The organism is Streptomyces canus 299MFChir4.1 (assembly GCF_000383615.1).
GTDB lineage: Bacteria > Actinomycetota > Actinomycetes > Streptomycetales > Streptomycetaceae > Streptomyces > Streptomyces canus_C.
In genome coordinates, this window is the sequence record NZ_KB911598.1 from 69,893 (window position 1) to 85,879 (window position 15,987).

Sequence of the window (15,987 nt, forward strand, 5' to 3'; positions counted from 1 at the left end):
ACCCTCGCCTGCCGACCTGGTCGAAGATGATCGTGTTCGGCACGGTTCCGGTGGCGGCGCTGACCTGGCTGCTGATCGTCACGGCGGACGACACGCTGAAGGACCCCGGCGAGGACCCGTGCTCCCTGTACTACGGAGGGGTCGGCGGCTCGAAGGCGTTTCCCCCCACAGGCGTACTGCCGCTACGAGGACGGCAGCACTCACGACCTCGCCACCGGCACCCAGTTCGTGTTCTGGGTCTGCTTCGCCATCAGTCTGGCGCTGCTGTCGGTCGGCCTGTGGCAGGCCGTACGGCACCCGAGGACGCTGGCGCGGCAGCGACATCACTCCGTCGACTCCAGAACGCGGGCGAGGGTCCGGCGCCCCATTCTGCTCATCGTCGGATTGCTCTCGACGTAGTACCAGACCACACCCATCGCCTGTTGGAACGCCCATGCCTTGCCGCGCTCCCACTCCAGATCGTCGCAGCCCAGCGCCCGCCGGAGCACGTCCCGCGGGCCCGGCCGCAACAGGTGCCAGGCGCTGACCAGATCCAGTGCGGGGTCGGCCGGGCCGAACCCGCCGGTGTCGAGTACGCCACCGAGCCGGCCTCCCGTGACCAGGACGTTGCCGGGAATCAGGTCACCATGGCTCATCACGTCGGCGCCCGCGCGTGGCAACTCCCGGAGGCGGCCCCACACTTGGCGCAGCCGGGGCACGTCGAGCAGCTCCTTGCTCTCCTCGAAGCACTTCGCCATCCAAGCGTCGTGGTCGGCGAGAACGCCGCCACGACCCTCGCCGCTGAACGTCCGCCCCCGCGTCTCGGCGCCCCGCAGGGCTGCGATGAAGGCCGCAAGGTCCTCGGCAAAGGCGGGCGACCCACTCGGGTCGGCGTCAGAGGCGACCGTTCCCGGCAGCCAGGTCTGGACCGACCACGGCATGGGGTAACCCGCTCCAGGCTTTCCCAGGGCGACGGGTGTGGGGGCGGGGAACCGAGACACCTGTGCCAGCTCCGCGCTCGCCTCGGCTTCCTGTTCCAGAACCGCCAGCGCCTCGGCGGCATCGACCAGACGTAGTGGGAAACGTGCGGAGAGGTCGTCCCCGATGCGGAAGATGGCGTTGACCGTCCCGGCCGACGACTGGGGCTGGATCGCCTTGCCGCTCCACCGAGGGAACTGTTCTTGGACCAAGGACGCAACGATTTCGGTCGTCACGTCCACTTGGTCGTCGTGCATGGTCAATCTCGCGGGCCTTTCCAGTGGTCCCATGCGAAGCGCCGGAAGCAGACCAAGGCTTCAACGGAGTCAGTAGTAGCCCTTCGTGCCATCCAGCAGCTCCCGGACGATGTCCGCGTGCCCCGCGTGCCGTCCCGTCTCCTCAATCAGGTGGATCAGCATCCAGCGGAGGTTGGCGCTGCCGGAGCGGAAGCCGGTGTGGCGACCGATGTCGTCAAGGGAGGCCGCGGCGACGATCGCGTTGCTCCGGGCGCACTGGGCGTCGTATTCCGCGACGAGCTCGGCGACAGGGCGGCCTTCGGTGTGCCAGTCGGCGTCCTCGCGCGACTCGTCGAACGACGGGTTCTGCTTCTCGTCGCCGCCGAGGAACAGCACCTCAAGCCATGTGTGCTCGGTCCAGCGCATATGGGAGATGAGACCGGCCATCGTCATGGCCGGCGAGGTCGGGATGACCGAGCGGTGCGCGTCGTCGTCGCTCAGCCCCTCGCACTTCCACCGAAGGATCTGCCGCTGCAGGTCCAACCATCCGATGAGCGCGGTGCGTTCGTCCGCCTGGAGCGGCGGGCGTGCCAGTTCCGATGCCATGTCGACGCACGCTACCGGGGGCGTGCACGGGAGGCACCTGGGTTTACGGGGTGGTTCGCCACCCTCGCGATCAAGAACGCCGCCGACGAGCGCCCGCTGGTCCCGCACCTACGCGCCCTTGTCGTCATCACGCAGGGAACGGATCATCCTCTGCAGGACCCGGAACGCCTCTGACTGCTCGGTCTCATTCAGGCCTGCCAGCATCCTGGCCTCGACGGACCGCACGGCCGCGCTCGCCTTCTCTAGGCTTCGTCGGCCGCGAGGCGTGAGCCGCGTGGGAAGCACCTTCCCGACGGGGGCCTCCGCAGGCCTGGTCACGTAGCCGTCTCGTTCCAGGGCCTGGAGCAGCACGTTCATCGTCTGCCGTGTCACGAACGCGCCCCGCGCGAGTTCGGAGTTGGACAAGCCCGGTCGTTGCGCCAGCAGTTCGAGGCAGGAGTAGTGCGTCACGCTCATCCCGAGCGGCCGCAGCACTTCCTCCATCGCCGCGCGGAGGGCGCTCGACGCTTCTTTGAGCAGGTAGCCCAGGGACGTCTCCAGGTCGACGCCGACACCTTCTTGACTCATGTCAGCATTCTGACATAGGTTCGTGCATGTCAGAAAACTGACACGAAAACGAGGAGCGTCATCATGCCCGCCACCGGCCCCGACTTCATCTCGCTCCAAGTGCGCGACCTCGCTGCTTCGCAGGCGTTCTACGAGCAGTACCTGGGCGTCGTCCGCTCGGCGGCCGGACCTCCGCACGCGGTCGTCTTCGAGACGAAGCCGATCGCGTTCGCACTCCGCGACGTCATTCCCGGCACCGACCTCGCATCCGTCGCGCAGCCCGGCATCGGTGTCGCGATCTGGCTCCACGCCACCGAGGTCCAGGCCATCCACGATGCGCTCGTCGCCGACGGTCACACCATCGTCTCCGCACCGATCGACGGCCCCTTCGGCCGGACCTTCACCTTCGCCGACCCCGACGGCTACCAGGTCACGCTCCACGACCGCGCCTGATCGACGGAGCCGTGTTGCTCCGTTCGGGCCGCGTCATCGCACGTCAGAAACCCGGCGACGTCGGCCGTCCTCCTCGGGATACTGGGGGCCCATGGATGAGGTCGAAGTCGTCGTCGCCCATTCCGAGCGCGCGACCCTGCGCGTCGGCGACGTGTTCGTGAAGGTGGACGCCGACCAGGCGCGCCTCGACGCCGAGGTCGAGGCGATGGCCCTCGCGCCGGTCCCCACTCCGGAGGTCCTGTGGCGCAAGCCGCACGTGCTCGCGATCGCCGCGCTCCCGGGGGCGACGCTCGGAACCCTCGGCGGGCCGTCGACCGGGTCGCCGACGGCATGGGCCGCGGCGGGCGCCGCCATCCGGAAGGTGCACGACGCCCCGTTGCCGCCACGACCCGGCCAGGCCGGCCGGAGCGTCACCACGCTGGTGGCGGAACTCGACGACGAGTGCGAGCGGCTCGTGACGAACGGCGTCCTGCCGGCGGACCTGGTCACCCGCAACCGCCAGGTCGCCCAGGCCGCGTTCCGGCCGTGGACTCCGGCCTTCACTCACGGCGACCTGCAGATCGCGCACGTCTTCGTCGACGGCGACGAGGTCACGGGCATCATCGACTGGTCCGAGGCGGGCCAGGGTGATCCCTTGTACGACCTCGCCACCTTCACGCTCGGACACGAGGAGCGCCTTGCCGACGTCATTGCCGGCTACGGCACTGCCGTCGACCTCGACGTGATCCACGCGTGGTGGTCGTTGCGAAGCCTGCTGATCGTGCGCTGGCTGAGCGAGCACGGCTTCGACCCGTTCGCGCCGGGTTGCGAGGTCGACGTGCTGAGATCCCACATGTGAGACTGCGCCCGGGCCGACCCGGCCCTGCCGCGAATGCGTTCTGACCGTGCACGTGGAGCAGGTTGGAATAGGCTCCATGTCGACGTGCCGGGGCCAAGTACCCCTGACCGGCTGCCCGGACATCGGCTTCAGCGGGAGGTGGTTGTGGCCCTGCCCCGGCACACGTATCAGGTTCTGCCTACCAGGCGGATGCAGGGGACCGGTGTGCCCTGGCCGCATGACGTGCGCGTCGCGCTCCCTCCGTCGTACGAGCACGGTGACCGCGGCTACCCCGTCCTCTGGGTGACGGACGCGTCCCTCAGCTTCCCGCTCACCGTCGGCCTGATGAACTGGCTCCACACCGTGCAGGAGGTCTCCGAGCTCATCGTGATCGGCGTCGGCGCTCCCGACGAGAGTGATCCCGCCGAGTTCGGTGCGCGTCGCACGCACGACTTCTATCCGATGCCGAGATGGGTCAACGCCGGGCTCGGTGGCGCGCGTATGGAAGCGCTGTCCAGCGAAAGGCCGACGGGCGGCGGCGGTGCCGATGCCATGCTGTCGTTCCTGGTCGACGAGTTGCGCCCGCGGTTGGCGGGCGAGTTCCGGTTCGACGAAGACCACGGTCTCGTGGGGTTCTCCGGCGGCGGACACTTCGTCGGCTTCGCTCTGCTCTCCCGGCCGGCGGCCTTCGGCCGCTATCTGGCCAGCAGCCCCGCCCTCAGCGGATGTGAGGATCTGCTGTTCACAATGGAGGCCGACTACGCCGCGACCCACGACGACCTGGCGGCGAAGGTGTTCCTCGGTGCGGGCGAGGCGGAGCTCACCGACCCTTTCGTGGCCGCGGCCGACATCGTCGGGTCGATGACCCGCATGGCACAGCTGCTGCGGCTGCGTGACTACCCCTCCCTGGAACTCACCGCCCGCCTGTACCCCAGGCAGACCCACGGATCGGCGCTGTCGTACGCGTTGAACGAGGGCCTGCGCACGCTGTACCCCTCCACGGACCGAAACCCTTCTTAGAGGTCGTTCAGAACGGCGGACAGCCCGACGTGCAGCATCTTCCGCCGGACGCGGCCCAGGATCTGGCTCATCAGGAGGCCGCCTGCACCGGTGAAGCCCGTGTGGTCGTAGGTGAAGCGCGTTCCCATGGCATGGGGTTCGATGCGGTAGGCGACCTCGGTGGTCTCGCCGCCGCCGTGGTCGGTCCACGAGTAGCGCAGCAGCCGGGGCTCGTCCACCTCCAGTACGACGCAGTCGACGATGCCGCTCCAGCCCGGCTTGGGCTTGGCGATGAACTGGAACCGCGTACCAAGGGTGGGGGTGAATCCTTCCGGGCGTGCCCCGGCCCCGGTGGCGGTCCACAGCGGTATCAGCCGGGGATCGGTGACGGCGTGCCAGACCTTGGCCGGAGAGTGCGGGTAGTCGCGGACGATGTGGATGGCGCTCATGGGGCTCCCACGGGTGAATCGGCAGAAGACAGCGACAGTGAAGTATTTACAGTCGCTGAAAAATTACAGTAGCAGTAATTGTTCTGCCGCTGTATTACTCTGTCGTCATGAGCGCGGTGGACTGGACGGCATGGCGCCCGCAGGCGGCGGAGCCGGAGGTTGAAGGGCTGCGGGAGCAGAAGAAGCGCCGGTTGCGGCAACGTCTGTCCGACACCGCGACCGAGATGTTCCTGGAGCGCGGCTTCGACGCTGTCCGCGTCTCGGAGATCGCCCAGGCGTGCGGAGTCTCGGAGAAGACGGTCTTCAACTACTTTCCCACCAAGGAATCGCTCATCCTTGACCGGGGCGAGACCACGCTGGCCGCCCTGCGCGTGGGCCTGGCCGACACCGACCACTCGGCGGTCGAGGCGGTGCTGCGGATCCTCTCCGATGAGTTGCGGGCCATGACCTCCTGGATCGCCGCGCAGGACGACCCCCACCAAGCCGCCGCCATGATCAGGCGCTTCGGCGCGCTGACCCGGTCCACGCCCTCACTGAGGGCCTACCACCGGGACATGACCGACCGGCTCGTCGCCGCCACAGCCGAAGCGCTGGCCCGGCGCGCCCACAGAAACCCGGACGACCCGGAACCGCAGATCGCGGCAACGGCCCTGCTCGGACTGTGGTCCATCCAGTTCCGAAGCCTCGGGAAGCATCTGGACGGCACCCGCCCGGCGACGCAGATCCATGAGGCCGTGACCGCCGACGTCCGCCGCGCTGCCCAGCTCCTCGACGCCGGCCTCGCCTCCTTCGAAGGTGCCGCTCCGACCGGCTGAGGTGCTTCACAGCCGCTCGCTGTTGTGGGCCTTCGCAGCTGGAGGCGGCAATCATTCGGGCACGGTACGGGGGGTGGTCAGTCAGCCACAGCGCAGAGTCCGGAGGAGGCACTGGACGTCACCGAGCCGATGGCGGCAGTGCGGCTGACCGGCGCGTCTGTCGTACCGCTCGGCCCTCGACGGACATGCGGCCGAACGTCTGCTCACCGTCCTGGCGGTCGAGTCGGCAGGCGCTGGGCGGGAGCATCTGGAGGGGTGGTGGGGTACTCGGGCGGGCGGGCGGGCCATGGCGGTTCGGCCGGGCGATCTGACGGTTCCCGGCCATCGAGCCGCCGGTCGCCGACCGGCACGTGCAGTCGGAAACGACGGGACCGCGGGATGCAGTGGGCCGCTCCGGGCCTCGACGCCGACGGATCCGAAGCCGACGCGGCAGGCCGTACGGGCGCTCTGGGCGGCGGCGAGCGGCGCCGTCGCAGCGACGACCGTCGGCGCCTCCAGGTCCACGGCGACATCGGCTTCACTCGCCTCTTCAATCCTCGCCGCCTGCTGGGTTTCTTTGTGAGACCAACCGTATGCTGCCGCCATGAGGCGCACATCCTTCGCACACTGGCCCTGCTCGATCGCCCGCACCATGGACCTGCTCGGCGACTGGTGGACGCCGCTGGTGCTGCGGGAGGCCTTCTACGGGATCAAGCGGTTCGACGGGTTCCAGGAGTCGCTCGGCATCGCACGCAACACGCTGACCGACCGCTTGCGGCGGCTTGTCGACGAAGGGCTGCTGGAGAAGCGGCCCTACCAGACAGAGCCGGTGCGCCACGACTACGTCCTCACCGAGAAGGGGCGCGACTTCTACGGCGTGCTGCTGGCCATGAACCGGTGGGGGGACAGATGGCTGGCCGGTGAGGCGGGTCCGCCCGTGACGAGTTACCACGACGTCTGCGGCCAGGAGAGTTACGCCGAGGTGGTGTGCGCCGCCTGCGGCGAGCCCATGACCGCCGAGAACACCCATCCCAGGATGGGGCCTGGCTATCCGCCGCGCCTGGCCGAGCGACCGGACGTGAAGGAGCGGTTCGCCGGCTGACCGACAGGCCCGACCGAAGTGCCGCACACGCTTGACAAGTGAGTCTATCTACACAACTTTGGTGGTCAGGCCTGGTTCTGGGCCTGCTTACTGAGGGAGGAGGCCGGGCGTGGAGTGGACGGGCGCGTGCTACGCGGACAAGCCGACGGTGGAGGTGTCGATCTGGATCGCTGCCCCGCCCGAGCGGGTGTGGGAGCTGGTGTCCGACATCGAGTTGATGCCTCGCCTGAGCTCCGAGTTGCAGTCGGTGGAGTGGCTGGACGGAGGAATGGGGCCTGTGCTGGGGGCCCGCTTTGTGGGCCGGAGCAAGCATGAGGCGTTCGGCGAGTGGGCCACGACCTCCCACATCGTCGAGTACGAGCCCCTGAAGGTGTTCGCGTGGGCGGTGGAGGATCCGCAGTTCCCGTCGGCGATCTGGCGGTTCACGCTGGAGCGGCGGGACGGTGGCACGCTGCTGCGGCAGTGGATGCAGATGGGGCCGGGCCGTTCAGGCCTGTCCGTCGCCATCGACCGTATGCCGGAGAAGGAGCAGAAGATCGTCTTCGTGCGCATGCGCGAGTTCGAGAGCAATATCGGCACCACGCTCGCGGCGATCAAGAAGCTGGCGGAAGAGCCCGGAAAGGCGCGTGTGTGATGCGTACGTCCACCACCATCGAGGCTTCCGCGAACTGGCCGGAGACGGTCGACTTCGTCGTGGAGGCGGAGAAACTCGGCATGGACATCTGCTGGGTCGCGGAGGCCTGGGGAGCGGAGGCGCCGTCACCGCTGGGCTACCTCGCCGCCAAGACCGAGCGCATGCTGCTCGGTTCCGCCATCATTCAGCTCGCCACCCGTACGCCGATGGCCATCGCCCGGGCCGCGATCACGCTGTCCAACCTCTCCGAGGGTCGCTTCCTGCTGGGGCTGGGCCCGTCCGGACCGCAGGTGATCGAAGGGCTGCACGGGGTGCCGTTCGCCCGGCCGCTGTCCCGGATGCGCGAGACGGTCGAGATCGTGCGTCAGGCCGCGTCGGGCGAGAAAGTCTCCTACTCCGGGCGGGAGTTCCAGATCCCGCTGCCCGGCGGGGAAGGCAAGCCCATGCGTCCGGCGATGCGCGCGGAGCACGACCTCCCGATCCACCTGGCGACGCTCTCGCCGAAGATGCTGCGTCTGACAGGGGAGATCGCGGACGGCTGGCTGGGCACGAGCTTCGTTCCCGAGGGTGCCAAGGAGGCGTACTTCGACCACCTGGACGCCGGGCTCGCCGCTTCGGGACGTTCGCGTGCCGACCTCGACATCTGCCAGGGCGCTGAGGTGGCGTTCGCCGAGGACGCGGAGGCGCTGCGGGTGATGGTGGCCGGCCGTAAGAAGGAGCTGGCGTTCAGTCTCGGCGGTATGGGCTCCGAGACGACGAACTTCTACAACAACGCCTACAGCCGCCAGGGTTGGGCCGAGGTAGCGGCCGAGGTCCGGGAGCGCTGGCAGGCCGGGGACCGGGATGGCGCGGCCGGTCTGGTCACCGACGACATGGTGCTGGCCACCACGCTGATCGGCACCGAGGACATGGTGCGGGAACGGCTGCGCGTATGGCGCGATGCCGGCGTCGACATCGTCCGCTTCTACCCCGCAGGCAAGACGCTGGACGCACGGCTCACCACCCTCGGCCGGGCCATCGACCTGGTCCGCGAGATCGAGGGCGAGGCAGTCCGCCGACAGCCCGTTGACGGGCGCTGAGTCGAGCGTAAGTTCTGTGCAGCGACCAGAAGAGCGGTACGGTGCGAGCGTGGCCCTGCGGCATCCCCCGTCCGCAGGGCCACACCGCTGTTCGCGCACCGCGGAGTTCCTGATGGCGCAGTCCCGGTAGCTCCGGCTCGGGTATCAGATGCTGCTGTGGTTCGCCCGACGGCGGCCTCCCCGAGGGGGCTCAGGCGGGGCCGGGTTGAGTGGGTCGCCGATCAGGCCCCCCACCCGATGCGTCTCGTCGAACGGATCCACTGCCATCTCATGCGCCGCCCGGGTCAGCGCCAAGAAGGTCCGGCGCCGCACGCTCGACGTCCTGCGCCCGTACATCGAGGCCGGGACCCCGGTCATCGGGCTCGAACCGTCCTGCACCGCCGTGTTCCGCGCCGACGCGCCCGAGTTGATGCCCGACGAGCAGGATGTGCAACGTCTGGCCGGCCGGTTCCGCACCTTCGCCGAACACCTCGTGCACCACGCGCCGAAGGACTGGCAGCCACCCGCGCTGACCCGGCAGGCCGTCGTGCAGACCCACTGCCACCAGCACGCGATCATGAAGGACGACGCCGACCGTGAACTGATGCGCCGCGCCCACCTCGACGCCGACGTGCCTGGGACCAGATCGAGGCCGCGGCGCTGTCCGTGCTCAAGGGTGACAGCGATCGGGCCGGCATGGTCCGGCAGGGCTTCAAGGCCGAGGTCCAGGAAATGCTGCCCGGCCACCGCCACCGCGAGGACCGGCCCGGCACCGGCGAAGGGCGTTGACACGCAAGGAGACGGTGGAACGGCTGGATGGACAGGTCAGTGCCAGTCGCTGATCTTCACGTCGCGCGGGTCGGGGGCACCTTCCCCGGTTTCGAGGAGTTGCTTGAGACTCAGCAAGAAGGTGGCCCACTTGGTGCTGCAGTGGTGCATGAACTCGACCGGCTCACGCCAGCCCTCGTGCTTGAACAGCACGATCGTGTGGTCGCCGTCCTGCCGGAGGTCCCACTGCACGCTGGTGCCGATCCATTCCTGCGGTCCGTCCACGACGTCCCAGCGGACGAGCCGGCCCGGATCGAGCTCGGCGACCTTCATGTCGAACCCGCCCGGCCCGAACCGGAACTCGATCACGCCGCCCGGGTCGGTCCTTCCGGACGTCTTCTCGGTCCACCAGCCGGACAAGCCGTCCAGAGTGGTCAGTGCCTCGTACACCTGCTGCGGCGAGGAGTGCTCGACGCCGATGCGGTGAAGGATGTCTGCCATCTTCTTGTTCCTCTCTACTGCTTCTTGTCGGTCTCGTTGTCCGTGTCCTTGCCGCGCTGGATGGTCTCGGCGATGCGCTTGATGCGCTGGAGACGGGAGTCCCAGGCAGCGCCGACGTCGGCGAGTTGCGCGACGGCGCGGGCGAGCTGGGCCTGATCGACTCGGAACTGCTTCTCGCGGCCGGCGGTGGTGGCGTGCACCAGGCCGACGCGGTCGAGGACGAGGAGGTGCTTGGCCACCGCCTGACGCGTCACCGGCAGCTGCTCGCTCAGGCTGGTCGCCGTGGCGCTGCCTTCGCTCAGCAACAGGTCCAGCATCCGGCGCCGGGTCGGGTCGCCGACCGCCGACCAGAGCTCGTCGTCCACCCTCACGCTTGACCACCGGCTCCGACCCTCACGGCGTAAGCCGGCAGCCGCGGCAGGTAGAAGTCCCAGCCGGAGGCGTGCTCGGCGTATCTGGCGGCAATCTTCGCCTCGTCCCAGCCGCGCTCGCGGAAGCCGCTCTCGGTCATCCGCAGGAGCGTCCCGGACCCGGCGGGCGTGAGCTCGAAGACGACCAGGTTCGAATTGCCGGGGGCGGCCGACTCTCCCTCCTCGTGGGTCCACCGGAAGGAGAAGAGTCGCGGCGGCACGGCGTCGACGACCGTGAACTGCACCCAGGTGCCGCCCTGCGAGCAGTCCCCGAAGCCGATCCGCCCCGCTCCGCCGGGCACGGCCGGGAACTCCGCCTCGTCCGGCCACCACTCGCGCAGGTGCTCGGGACTGCTCACCACGTCGAAGACGACCTCGGGTGAGGCGTCGATGTGGATCTCCCGCTCGATTGTTCCGAATTCCATGCCCGCCACCTTCTGCAACGTTTGGTTGCGTATCAAGCTAACCGACATGGAGGAAACGCGCAACCATTAGTTGCGCGATGATGTGATCGGCTCGGGGCTCGTCGCAGGTGCCCGAGCCGTCTGTCATCGGCCGATCGTGGTCAGCCGGAGCCTGCTCTCCTCGATCGGCGCCCACCGCCGGCACGGCCATCCGTGTGCGGTCACGCGGCCTCCTTGAGGGGCAGGTCCTCGGCGATGGGGGGCTGACGTCGCGGCATGAGCAGCAGGGTCCCCGCTGCCAGTGCGACGGTGACGCAGCACAGGTTCATCATCGTCACGACACCCAGCGCCTCACTCAGCAGTGAGCCGGCCAGCATGCCCGACAAGGAGGCCGCCGCCTGGAGGAATCCGTTGGTGGCGCTGACCCTGCCCAGTACGGCGTCAGGGGTGTGACGGGCGACGAACGTCCCGCTGGTGATCGTGAAACAGACCATGGGCGCCCCGATGGTCAGGAACAACACGAAGCTCCACCCGATCACAGGGGTGTTGAAGGTCGCCGCGAAGGCCACGGCGAGCGCTGCCAGGGAGCCCACCAGCACAGTCCTGTCGGCGAGCCTCGCGGTGAGTGCTCGGCTGAGTGGCACCCCGAGCAGGAGCCCCGCACCGAAAGCCCCGAAGAGCAGGCCGAGGACCTGGGGTGAGGCGTGCAGGACCCGGTCCATGTACGGAATGAGGCCGACGTTCACGGCGGACGTGGCGAGCGCGAAGAGAGCACCGGCTGCCGCCAGCGCCGCCAGCCACGGGTCGCGGCGTATCCGTACGACTCCGTCGCGGATCTCGGCGACCAGCCTGCCTGGCTGCCCGCGCCCCGCCCCGGTGCTTCGGTGCGCGGTCGTCCGCGGCCGGTAGCGGACCATCGAGAGGCACAGCGCCGAACACGCGTAACTGATCGTGTCGATGGCGACGACCGCCGTGAAGCCCAGGCCGCCGTACGCGGCCCCGCCCAACGGGCCGCCGACGAGCCGGATGGAGCCGACGATCAGGGCGCTCAGGGAGTTCGCCGAGTGGAGGTCGCCCTCACGGCCGACCAGTTGCGGGAGCAGGGCGGCGGAGGCCGGGTTGAACAGCTGGCTCAGGGTCGATTCCAGGACCAGCGCGACGTAGATCAGCCATACCTCGTCCGGACTGTCCACCCACAGCATCAGCGAGACCGCCATCATGCGGGCCAGGTCCGCGACGACCATGACGCGCAGCCGGTTCCAGCGGTCGACGAGAGCCCCCGCCAGTGGACCGAGGACCAGTGCCGGGATCGTTCCCGCGGCCAGGGAAAAGCCCGACGCCATGGCGGAGCCGGTCAACTCCAGGACGTAGTACGGGACGGCGAGGAGCAGGAACCAGTCGCCAAGGCTGGACAGCAGTTGACCGGACGCCAGGAACCGGTAGTCCCGGATCCGCAGCACACTGAACACGAGTGTTCCTTCGGGATGGAGGTCAGACCCGGCCCTGTGCCCGGTCGCCGAAAGGCGGCCCAGTACCCCGTGGTCATGAAGTGTGGCGGAGTTCGTCCAACTCGCCGGGGGGGCGAAGACCAGCGTGTGCCGCTCGCTGAACCCCTTTGGGCTGACCAGGTTCCCCCCACTTCAAACAGTTCTCTGTCGGTCGGTCACATGCGCGGCCGACCGACTGGTGTTGTGTGATCGCCTCGTCGGAAGCGCTCCCAACGTAACGTACAGGATGTACAGAACGTAAGATGCGTGCATGGCTGTGAGAGTCGAGTGGTTCGAGCCTGGTTCGAGTCGGCGAAACTGAAACGGGTGCATCTGGCGTCTGTACGCCACCGGGAGAGGGTGTGCCTACGTCTCGTAGAGCAGGGCCCCGCCCTGTGAAGGCCCTCGCGCTGCCCGCGGAGGGCTGTGCGGCGAGGACACGGCGTCAGCGCGATCCTGCCGAACACCTCACCCGCGTCCATCTTCCGGTGCGCCGGCAGAGCTTCAGAACAACGGCATGTCCATACCGGCCACGACGTCGATGATGACGTCATAGCCTGCGGGAGCCCCTTCCCCTCCGCGGCCGTCGCAGTCCAGTGCGGCACCACCGCGGGCGGCGAGTTGCGCTGCCATGATCCCGATACGGCCGACCGCGCCACGCGCCAACACGGTCTCCCCGGGCGCGAATTGGGTGTGGCGAAGCCCGAAGCGGGCCACCGCGCCGGAGCTGCTGCGTGTCACCGCGGCAGCGGTGGACAGGCTGCTGGGCAAGGGAAGAATCTGCTCGACCGGCGCGACGGCGTGTTCGGCGTGGCCCCGCCGGTGTCGGTGAAGCCCCACACCCGCCGACCGATCCACGACGCGTCGACACCGTCACCGTGAGAGACCCGCGCATGAGGGCCCGCCCGGAGCTCGCACTGCGCCAGGGCCGCGAGGCGGATGTCGAGCTGCCGGGCGACAGATGCGACGGTAAGTCCGCCGGAGCGGGCCCGGGGCCGGAGAGTCATGTCGGCATGGTTCGCCGCTCTCGTCCGGCTCGGCTCCTGCGGGGGTCGACCCCGCGCGCACCTGCCGCCCGCCGGCTCCGCGGTCGTCTCCGGCACCCGGCAGCCTCTGTCACTTGCTGTGCGGGCAGGGATTCCAGGCCGCCTTCACCGCATGGGGAGCGGAAAGTCGCCGGGATCCGGCAGCGCCCAACGGGCCGTGACACGTCCCCTGCTGCGATGAGACGGAGCAGCGCATCCGGAGGTGTCGGCTCCGGAGGCGGACGTGGATCACTCGGTCGTGCAGGCAGTGCCGTTCAGGCTGAAGGCGGAGGGCTTGGTGAAGGTGCCGCTGGAGGTGCCCTGGAACCCGAAGGTCGCCTGGCCGCCGGCCGCCAGCTCGCCGTTGTGGCTCACGTTGCTCGCGGTGACCGCTCCTGACGACCCGGAGAGGTTCGCGTTCCAGGCGTTGGTGATCTGCTGCCCGGAGGGGAGGGAGAAGGCGAGCCTCCAGCCGCTGACGGGAGTGGTGCCGGTGTTGGTGATGGTGACGTCGGCGGTGAAGCCGCCCTGCCAGACGTTCGTCGCGTATGCCACCTTGCAGGCCGTGGAGCCGCCGGGGGTGCCCGGGCCGGAAGAGCCCTTGTTGACGGTGGAGGAGAACGAGGTCACGGCGAGGCCCGCGCCGTTCTGCCAGGGCTCGAAGCCGGCCTGAACACTCGTCAGGTACCAGCTGTTCTGCGCGAGTCCACGGGAGACGGCCTGCCGGACGAAGTCCATGACGTCGAAGTTCCAGCTGCTGAGCGCTGACGGTGCGACGAACGAGAGCACGTCGTTCGTGCCGTTGCCACCGGACCACACCTGCCAGTCGCGTCCGCCCACGGTGGTGTTGCCTATGGGGGAGCCGATGGGCTGGACGGAGCCGACCCTGTTGAACCAGATCATGATCTCGGTGCGGTTCACGCCGTCGGTGCGGGGTGTGGGGTCGAGCCAGATGTCGTACGCGGCGTCGTACACCGCGTTGTTGACGTAGTTGAAGGAGATGCTCGAGGGGGCGGTGGAGATGCTGCTGAGCTGAGCGGGAAGGTCGGTGCCGGGCGAGCAGTTGGTGTAGTGGCAGCCGTTGAAGATGGACGGATACGACTTCGGAGCGCCGTTGGTGGGTACGGATCCGTCGGCCTGGGCGATCCTGAATCCCGAGTCGGTCGCGGTGACGCACTGGGTGGCGCTGGTGCCCCAGCGGTTGTTCTGGACCACGTAGCGACCCTGGACGGTCGTCGAACCGAAGGTGTCGCAGATCGTGGTGTCGGCCTGCGCGACAGTGGCGGTGGTCAGCAGTGCGGCGAGCGATACGAGCGAGGTGAGCAGCGCGCCGAGCAGGCCACGCGCGCGGCGGGCATGGTGCGGTGAAGGACGCATGCGGATCCTCTTCAGGGGTGGGGGAGGGACAACGGAAAAGGGGTTCCCATGACCTGATGCATGGGAGCGCTCCCAATCCTGGTTTCGGCAGGACTGTAGGGATGTTTCAGGTGCATGACAAGGGTGCGGGCAGGAACCGGTTGGGCCGATTTGGTGGACGCAGGTCAGGTGGGCGATGGGGCAGGCCGACCTCAGGTGGACTCGCGGATCACCAGCTCCGTGCGGAGGATGACATGACGCCAGGCCACGGCGCCCTCCTCCATCTCCTCCAGGAGCAGTCGGATCATGGCCCGTCCGACCTCCTCGATCGGCTGACGCACCGTGGTCAGCTGTGGTTCGGTCCGCCGAGCCAGCGGAAAGTCGTCGAAACCGATCACGGCGACATCCTCGGGCACCCGGCGTCCCGCCGCGCGCAGAGCCTCCAGAGCCCCCGCGGCCGTGGTGTCCGACGCCGCGAGGACGCCGTCGATGTCCGGATGCCGTTCGAGGAGTTCTGTCATGGCGCGGCGCCCGCTCTCCGCAGTGAAGTCGCTTTCGGCGACCCGGGTCCGCTCGGCCTTCATGCCCGCCAGCGCCAGTGCCTCGTCGTAGCCGCGCAGTCGGCACTGAGCGGCGTGCAGGTCGAGCGGACCGGTGATGGTGGCGATGACCCTGCGGCCCCGCTGGATGAGGTGGGAGACGGCGCTGCGTGCTCCACCGACATTGTCCATGTCGACGTAACTGACGTATTCGTCGCCCGAGCGGCGTCCCAGCAGCACGGTCGGCAGCCGGGCCTCGGCGAGCATGTCGGGCAGCGGATCGCCGGCGTGCACGGACATCAGCAGGACGCCGTCGACCCGGCCGCCGCGCGCGTACTCGAGGAAGCGCTGCCGTTCGGCGCCGGAGCGGACGAGCGTCAGCAGCAGCTGCATTCCGGTGTCGGTCAGGGCGTCCCCGAGCGAGGTGACGATCTCGGAGAAGAAGGGTTCCGCGAACTGCCGCCAGTCGGGCTCCGTCATGACCAGGGCGACGGCGTCGGCCCGCCGTCCCGCCAGAGAGCGGGCCGCGAGATTGGGCACGTAACCGAGTTCGTCGATGGCCTGCTGTACGGCCCGACGTGTCGACTCCTTCACGCCTGTGGCGTTGTTGATGACGCGGGAGACCGTGCCGCGTCCCACCCGCGCGTGGGCGGCCACTTCCTCCAGCGTCGGTGTCCCCGGGCGTCGCCTGCCCATGCCACCTCCCCCAAGAGATCACCGATCTTACCGGCCGGAGGGGGTCGCGCACACGACTTCACCAGGGGGTGTGGTGACGGACGGTCGCCCTCCCCCCAATGATTGGGAGCGCTCCCGATCTGCGTGACGATACTGGGAGTTAAGGCGCTT

General features: G+C 68.8%; 18 protein-coding genes and 2 pseudogenes. 9 read left to right on the forward strand and 11 right to left on the reverse strand.

Going from position 1 to position 15,987, the window contains the following annotated elements; translation table 11 throughout:
- Positions 1-323: 323 nt before the first annotated feature.
- From H293_RS0130090 to H293_RS0130100, 3 genes are all read right to left on the reverse strand, one after another.
- Positions 324-1,214 (reverse strand): aminoglycoside phosphotransferase family protein, encoded by an 891-nt coding sequence (locus H293_RS0130090; protein ID WP_020121538.1) that lies wholly within the window; start codon positions 1,212-1,214, stop codon positions 324-326.
- 69 nt (positions 1,215-1,283) lie between these two features.
- Complete coding sequence (locus H293_RS0130095) at positions 1,284-1,799, reverse strand: DinB family protein (protein ID WP_020121539.1); 516 nt, start codon at positions 1,797-1,799, stop codon at positions 1,284-1,286.
- Positions 1,800-1,907: 108 nt separating this feature from the next.
- Entirely contained in the window at positions 1,908-2,366 is a 459-nt protein-coding gene (locus H293_RS0130100) for a MarR family winged helix-turn-helix transcriptional regulator (RefSeq protein ID WP_020121540.1), read from the reverse strand.
- Positions 2,367-2,429: 63 nt separating this feature from the next.
- Here H293_RS0130100 and H293_RS0130105 point away from each other — a divergent pair, with 63 nt between their 5' ends.
- The 3 genes from H293_RS0130105 (at position 2,430) to H293_RS0130115 (ending at position 4,635) form a co-directional block, all read left to right on the forward strand.
- Positions 2,430-2,798: a VOC family protein gene (locus H293_RS0130105; RefSeq protein ID WP_020121541.1), complete on the forward strand. Its 369-nt coding sequence runs from the start codon at positions 2,430-2,432 to the stop codon at positions 2,796-2,798.
- A 91-nt stretch (positions 2,799-2,889) separates the two neighbouring features.
- Complete coding sequence (locus H293_RS0130110) at positions 2,890-3,636, forward strand: phosphotransferase family protein (protein ID WP_020121542.1); 747 nt, start codon at positions 2,890-2,892, stop codon at positions 3,634-3,636.
- Positions 3,637-3,840: 204 nt separating this feature from the next.
- Positions 3,841-4,635: an alpha/beta hydrolase gene (locus H293_RS0130115; protein ID WP_259294553.1), complete on the forward strand. Its 795-nt coding sequence runs from the start codon at positions 3,841-3,843 to the stop codon at positions 4,633-4,635.
- On the opposite strand, the gene H293_RS0130120 is transcribed toward H293_RS0130115, so the two are convergent.
- Positions 4,632-5,063, reverse strand: coding sequence for an SRPBCC family protein (locus H293_RS0130120; RefSeq protein WP_020121544.1), 432 nt, complete (start codon positions 5,061-5,063; stop codon positions 4,632-4,634). The genes H293_RS0130115 and H293_RS0130120 overlap by 4 nt on opposite strands.
- A gap of 107 nt (positions 5,064-5,170) precedes the next feature.
- Between H293_RS0130120 and H293_RS0130125 the strand changes: the two genes are divergently transcribed.
- The 6 genes and pseudogenes from H293_RS0130125 to H293_RS60360 form a co-directional block, all read left to right on the forward strand.
- A complete protein-coding gene (locus tag H293_RS0130125) occupies positions 5,171-5,878 on the forward strand; it encodes a TetR family transcriptional regulator (protein ID WP_051138176.1) in 708 nt (235 codons plus the stop codon).
- A 583-nt stretch (positions 5,879-6,461) separates the two neighbouring features.
- Positions 6,462-6,959, forward strand: a complete 498-nt coding sequence (locus tag H293_RS0130130; RefSeq protein WP_020121546.1) for a winged helix-turn-helix transcriptional regulator — start codon at positions 6,462-6,464, stop codon at positions 6,957-6,959.
- Positions 6,960-7,068: 109 nt separating this feature from the next.
- Positions 7,069-7,593, forward strand: coding sequence for an SRPBCC family protein (locus tag H293_RS0130135; protein WP_020121547.1), 525 nt, complete (start codon positions 7,069-7,071; stop codon positions 7,591-7,593).
- The gene (locus H293_RS0130140) at positions 7,593-8,672 is read left to right on the forward strand and encodes an LLM class flavin-dependent oxidoreductase (RefSeq protein WP_020121548.1); all 1,080 of its coding nucleotides are present in this window, start codon (positions 7,593-7,595) and stop codon (positions 8,670-8,672) included. Before H293_RS0130135 ends, H293_RS0130140 begins: the two co-directional genes overlap by 1 nt.
- Positions 8,673-8,880: 208 nt before the next feature.
- Positions 8,881-9,285: pseudogene (locus tag H293_RS60355) on the forward strand (FAD-binding oxidoreductase); the annotation flags it as partial.
- A 2-nt stretch (positions 9,286-9,287) separates the two neighbouring features.
- Positions 9,288-9,440 (forward strand): annotated as a pseudogene (locus H293_RS60360) (pyruvate decarboxylase); the annotation flags it as partial.
- A gap of 36 nt (positions 9,441-9,476) precedes the next feature.
- On the opposite strand, the gene H293_RS0130155 reads toward H293_RS60360, so the two are convergent.
- The 7 genes from H293_RS0130155 to H293_RS0130185 all read right to left on the reverse strand — a co-directional run bounded on the left by H293_RS0130155 (position 9,477) and on the right by H293_RS0130185 (position 15,837).
- The gene (locus tag H293_RS0130155) at positions 9,477-9,920 is read right to left on the reverse strand and encodes an SRPBCC family protein (RefSeq protein WP_020121551.1); all 444 of its coding nucleotides are present in this window, start codon (positions 9,918-9,920) and stop codon (positions 9,477-9,479) included.
- A gap of 14 nt (positions 9,921-9,934) precedes the next feature.
- Entirely contained in the window at positions 9,935-10,291 is a 357-nt protein-coding gene (locus tag H293_RS0130160; protein WP_020121552.1) for an ArsR/SmtB family transcription factor, read from the reverse strand.
- The gene (locus H293_RS0130165; RefSeq protein WP_020121553.1) at positions 10,288-10,755 is read right to left on the reverse strand and encodes an SRPBCC domain-containing protein; all 468 of its coding nucleotides are present in this window, start codon (positions 10,753-10,755) and stop codon (positions 10,288-10,290) included. Before H293_RS0130165 ends, H293_RS0130160 begins: the two co-directional genes overlap by 4 nt.
- A gap of 200 nt (positions 10,756-10,955) precedes the next feature.
- The gene (locus H293_RS0130170) at positions 10,956-12,203 is read right to left on the reverse strand and encodes an MFS transporter (RefSeq protein ID WP_020121554.1); all 1,248 of its coding nucleotides are present in this window, start codon (positions 12,201-12,203) and stop codon (positions 10,956-10,958) included.
- A gap of 522 nt (positions 12,204-12,725) precedes the next feature.
- Entirely contained in the window at positions 12,726-12,992 is a 267-nt protein-coding gene (locus H293_RS61720; protein WP_199790209.1) for a hypothetical protein, read from the reverse strand.
- Between the two features lie 503 nt (positions 12,993-13,495).
- On the reverse strand, positions 13,496-14,623 hold the full coding sequence (locus H293_RS0130180; protein WP_020121555.1) for a glycoside hydrolase family 12 protein: 1,128 nt from the start codon (positions 14,621-14,623) through the stop codon (positions 13,496-13,498).
- Positions 14,624-14,814: 191 nt separating this feature from the next.
- Positions 14,815-15,837: a LacI family DNA-binding transcriptional regulator gene (locus tag H293_RS0130185; RefSeq protein ID WP_028808320.1), complete on the reverse strand. Its 1,023-nt coding sequence runs from the start codon at positions 15,835-15,837 to the stop codon at positions 14,815-14,817.
- Positions 15,838-15,987: the final 150 nt, after the last annotated feature.

What these genes read in the sequence shown, in the direction of transcription:
- H293_RS0130165 (WP_020121553.1), bottom strand. Translation starts at nt 10,755, where the DNA reads ATGGAATTCGGAACAATCGAGCGGGAGATCCACATCGACGCCTCACCC.
- H293_RS0130110 (WP_020121542.1), top strand. Translation starts at nt 2,890, where the DNA reads ATGGATGAGGTCGAAGTCGTCGTCGCCCATTCCGAGCGCGCGACCCTG.
- H293_RS0130100 (WP_020121540.1), bottom strand. Translation starts at nt 2,366, where the DNA reads ATGAGTCAAGAAGGTGTCGGCGTCGACCTGGAGACGTCCCTGGGCTAC.
- H293_RS0130120 (WP_020121544.1), bottom strand. Translation starts at nt 5,063, where the DNA reads ATGAGCGCCATCCACATCGTCCGCGACTACCCGCACTCTCCGGCCAAG.
- H293_RS0130130 (WP_020121546.1), top strand. Translation starts at nt 6,462, where the DNA reads ATGAGGCGCACATCCTTCGCACACTGGCCCTGCTCGATCGCCCGCACC.
- H293_RS0130180 (WP_020121555.1), bottom strand. Translation starts at nt 14,623, where the DNA reads ATGCGTCCTTCACCGCACCATGCCCGCCGCGCGCGTGGCCTGCTCGGC.
- H293_RS0130090 (WP_020121538.1), bottom strand. Translation starts at nt 1,214, where the DNA reads ATGCACGACGACCAAGTGGACGTGACGACCGAAATCGTTGCGTCCTTG.
- H293_RS0130105 (WP_020121541.1), top strand. Translation starts at nt 2,430, where the DNA reads ATGCCCGCCACCGGCCCCGACTTCATCTCGCTCCAAGTGCGCGACCTC.
- H293_RS0130185 (WP_028808320.1), bottom strand. Translation starts at nt 15,837, where the DNA reads ATGGGCAGGCGACGCCCGGGGACACCGACGCTGGAGGAAGTGGCCGCC.
- H293_RS0130155 (WP_020121551.1), bottom strand. Translation starts at nt 9,920, where the DNA reads ATGGCAGACATCCTTCACCGCATCGGCGTCGAGCACTCCTCGCCGCAG.
- H293_RS0130140 (WP_020121548.1), top strand. Translation starts at nt 7,593, where the DNA reads ATGCGTACGTCCACCACCATCGAGGCTTCCGCGAACTGGCCGGAGACG.
- H293_RS0130095 (WP_020121539.1), bottom strand. Translation starts at nt 1,799, where the DNA reads ATGGCATCGGAACTGGCACGCCCGCCGCTCCAGGCGGACGAACGCACC.
- H293_RS0130125 (WP_051138176.1), top strand. Translation starts at nt 5,171, where the DNA reads ATGAGCGCGGTGGACTGGACGGCATGGCGCCCGCAGGCGGCGGAGCCG.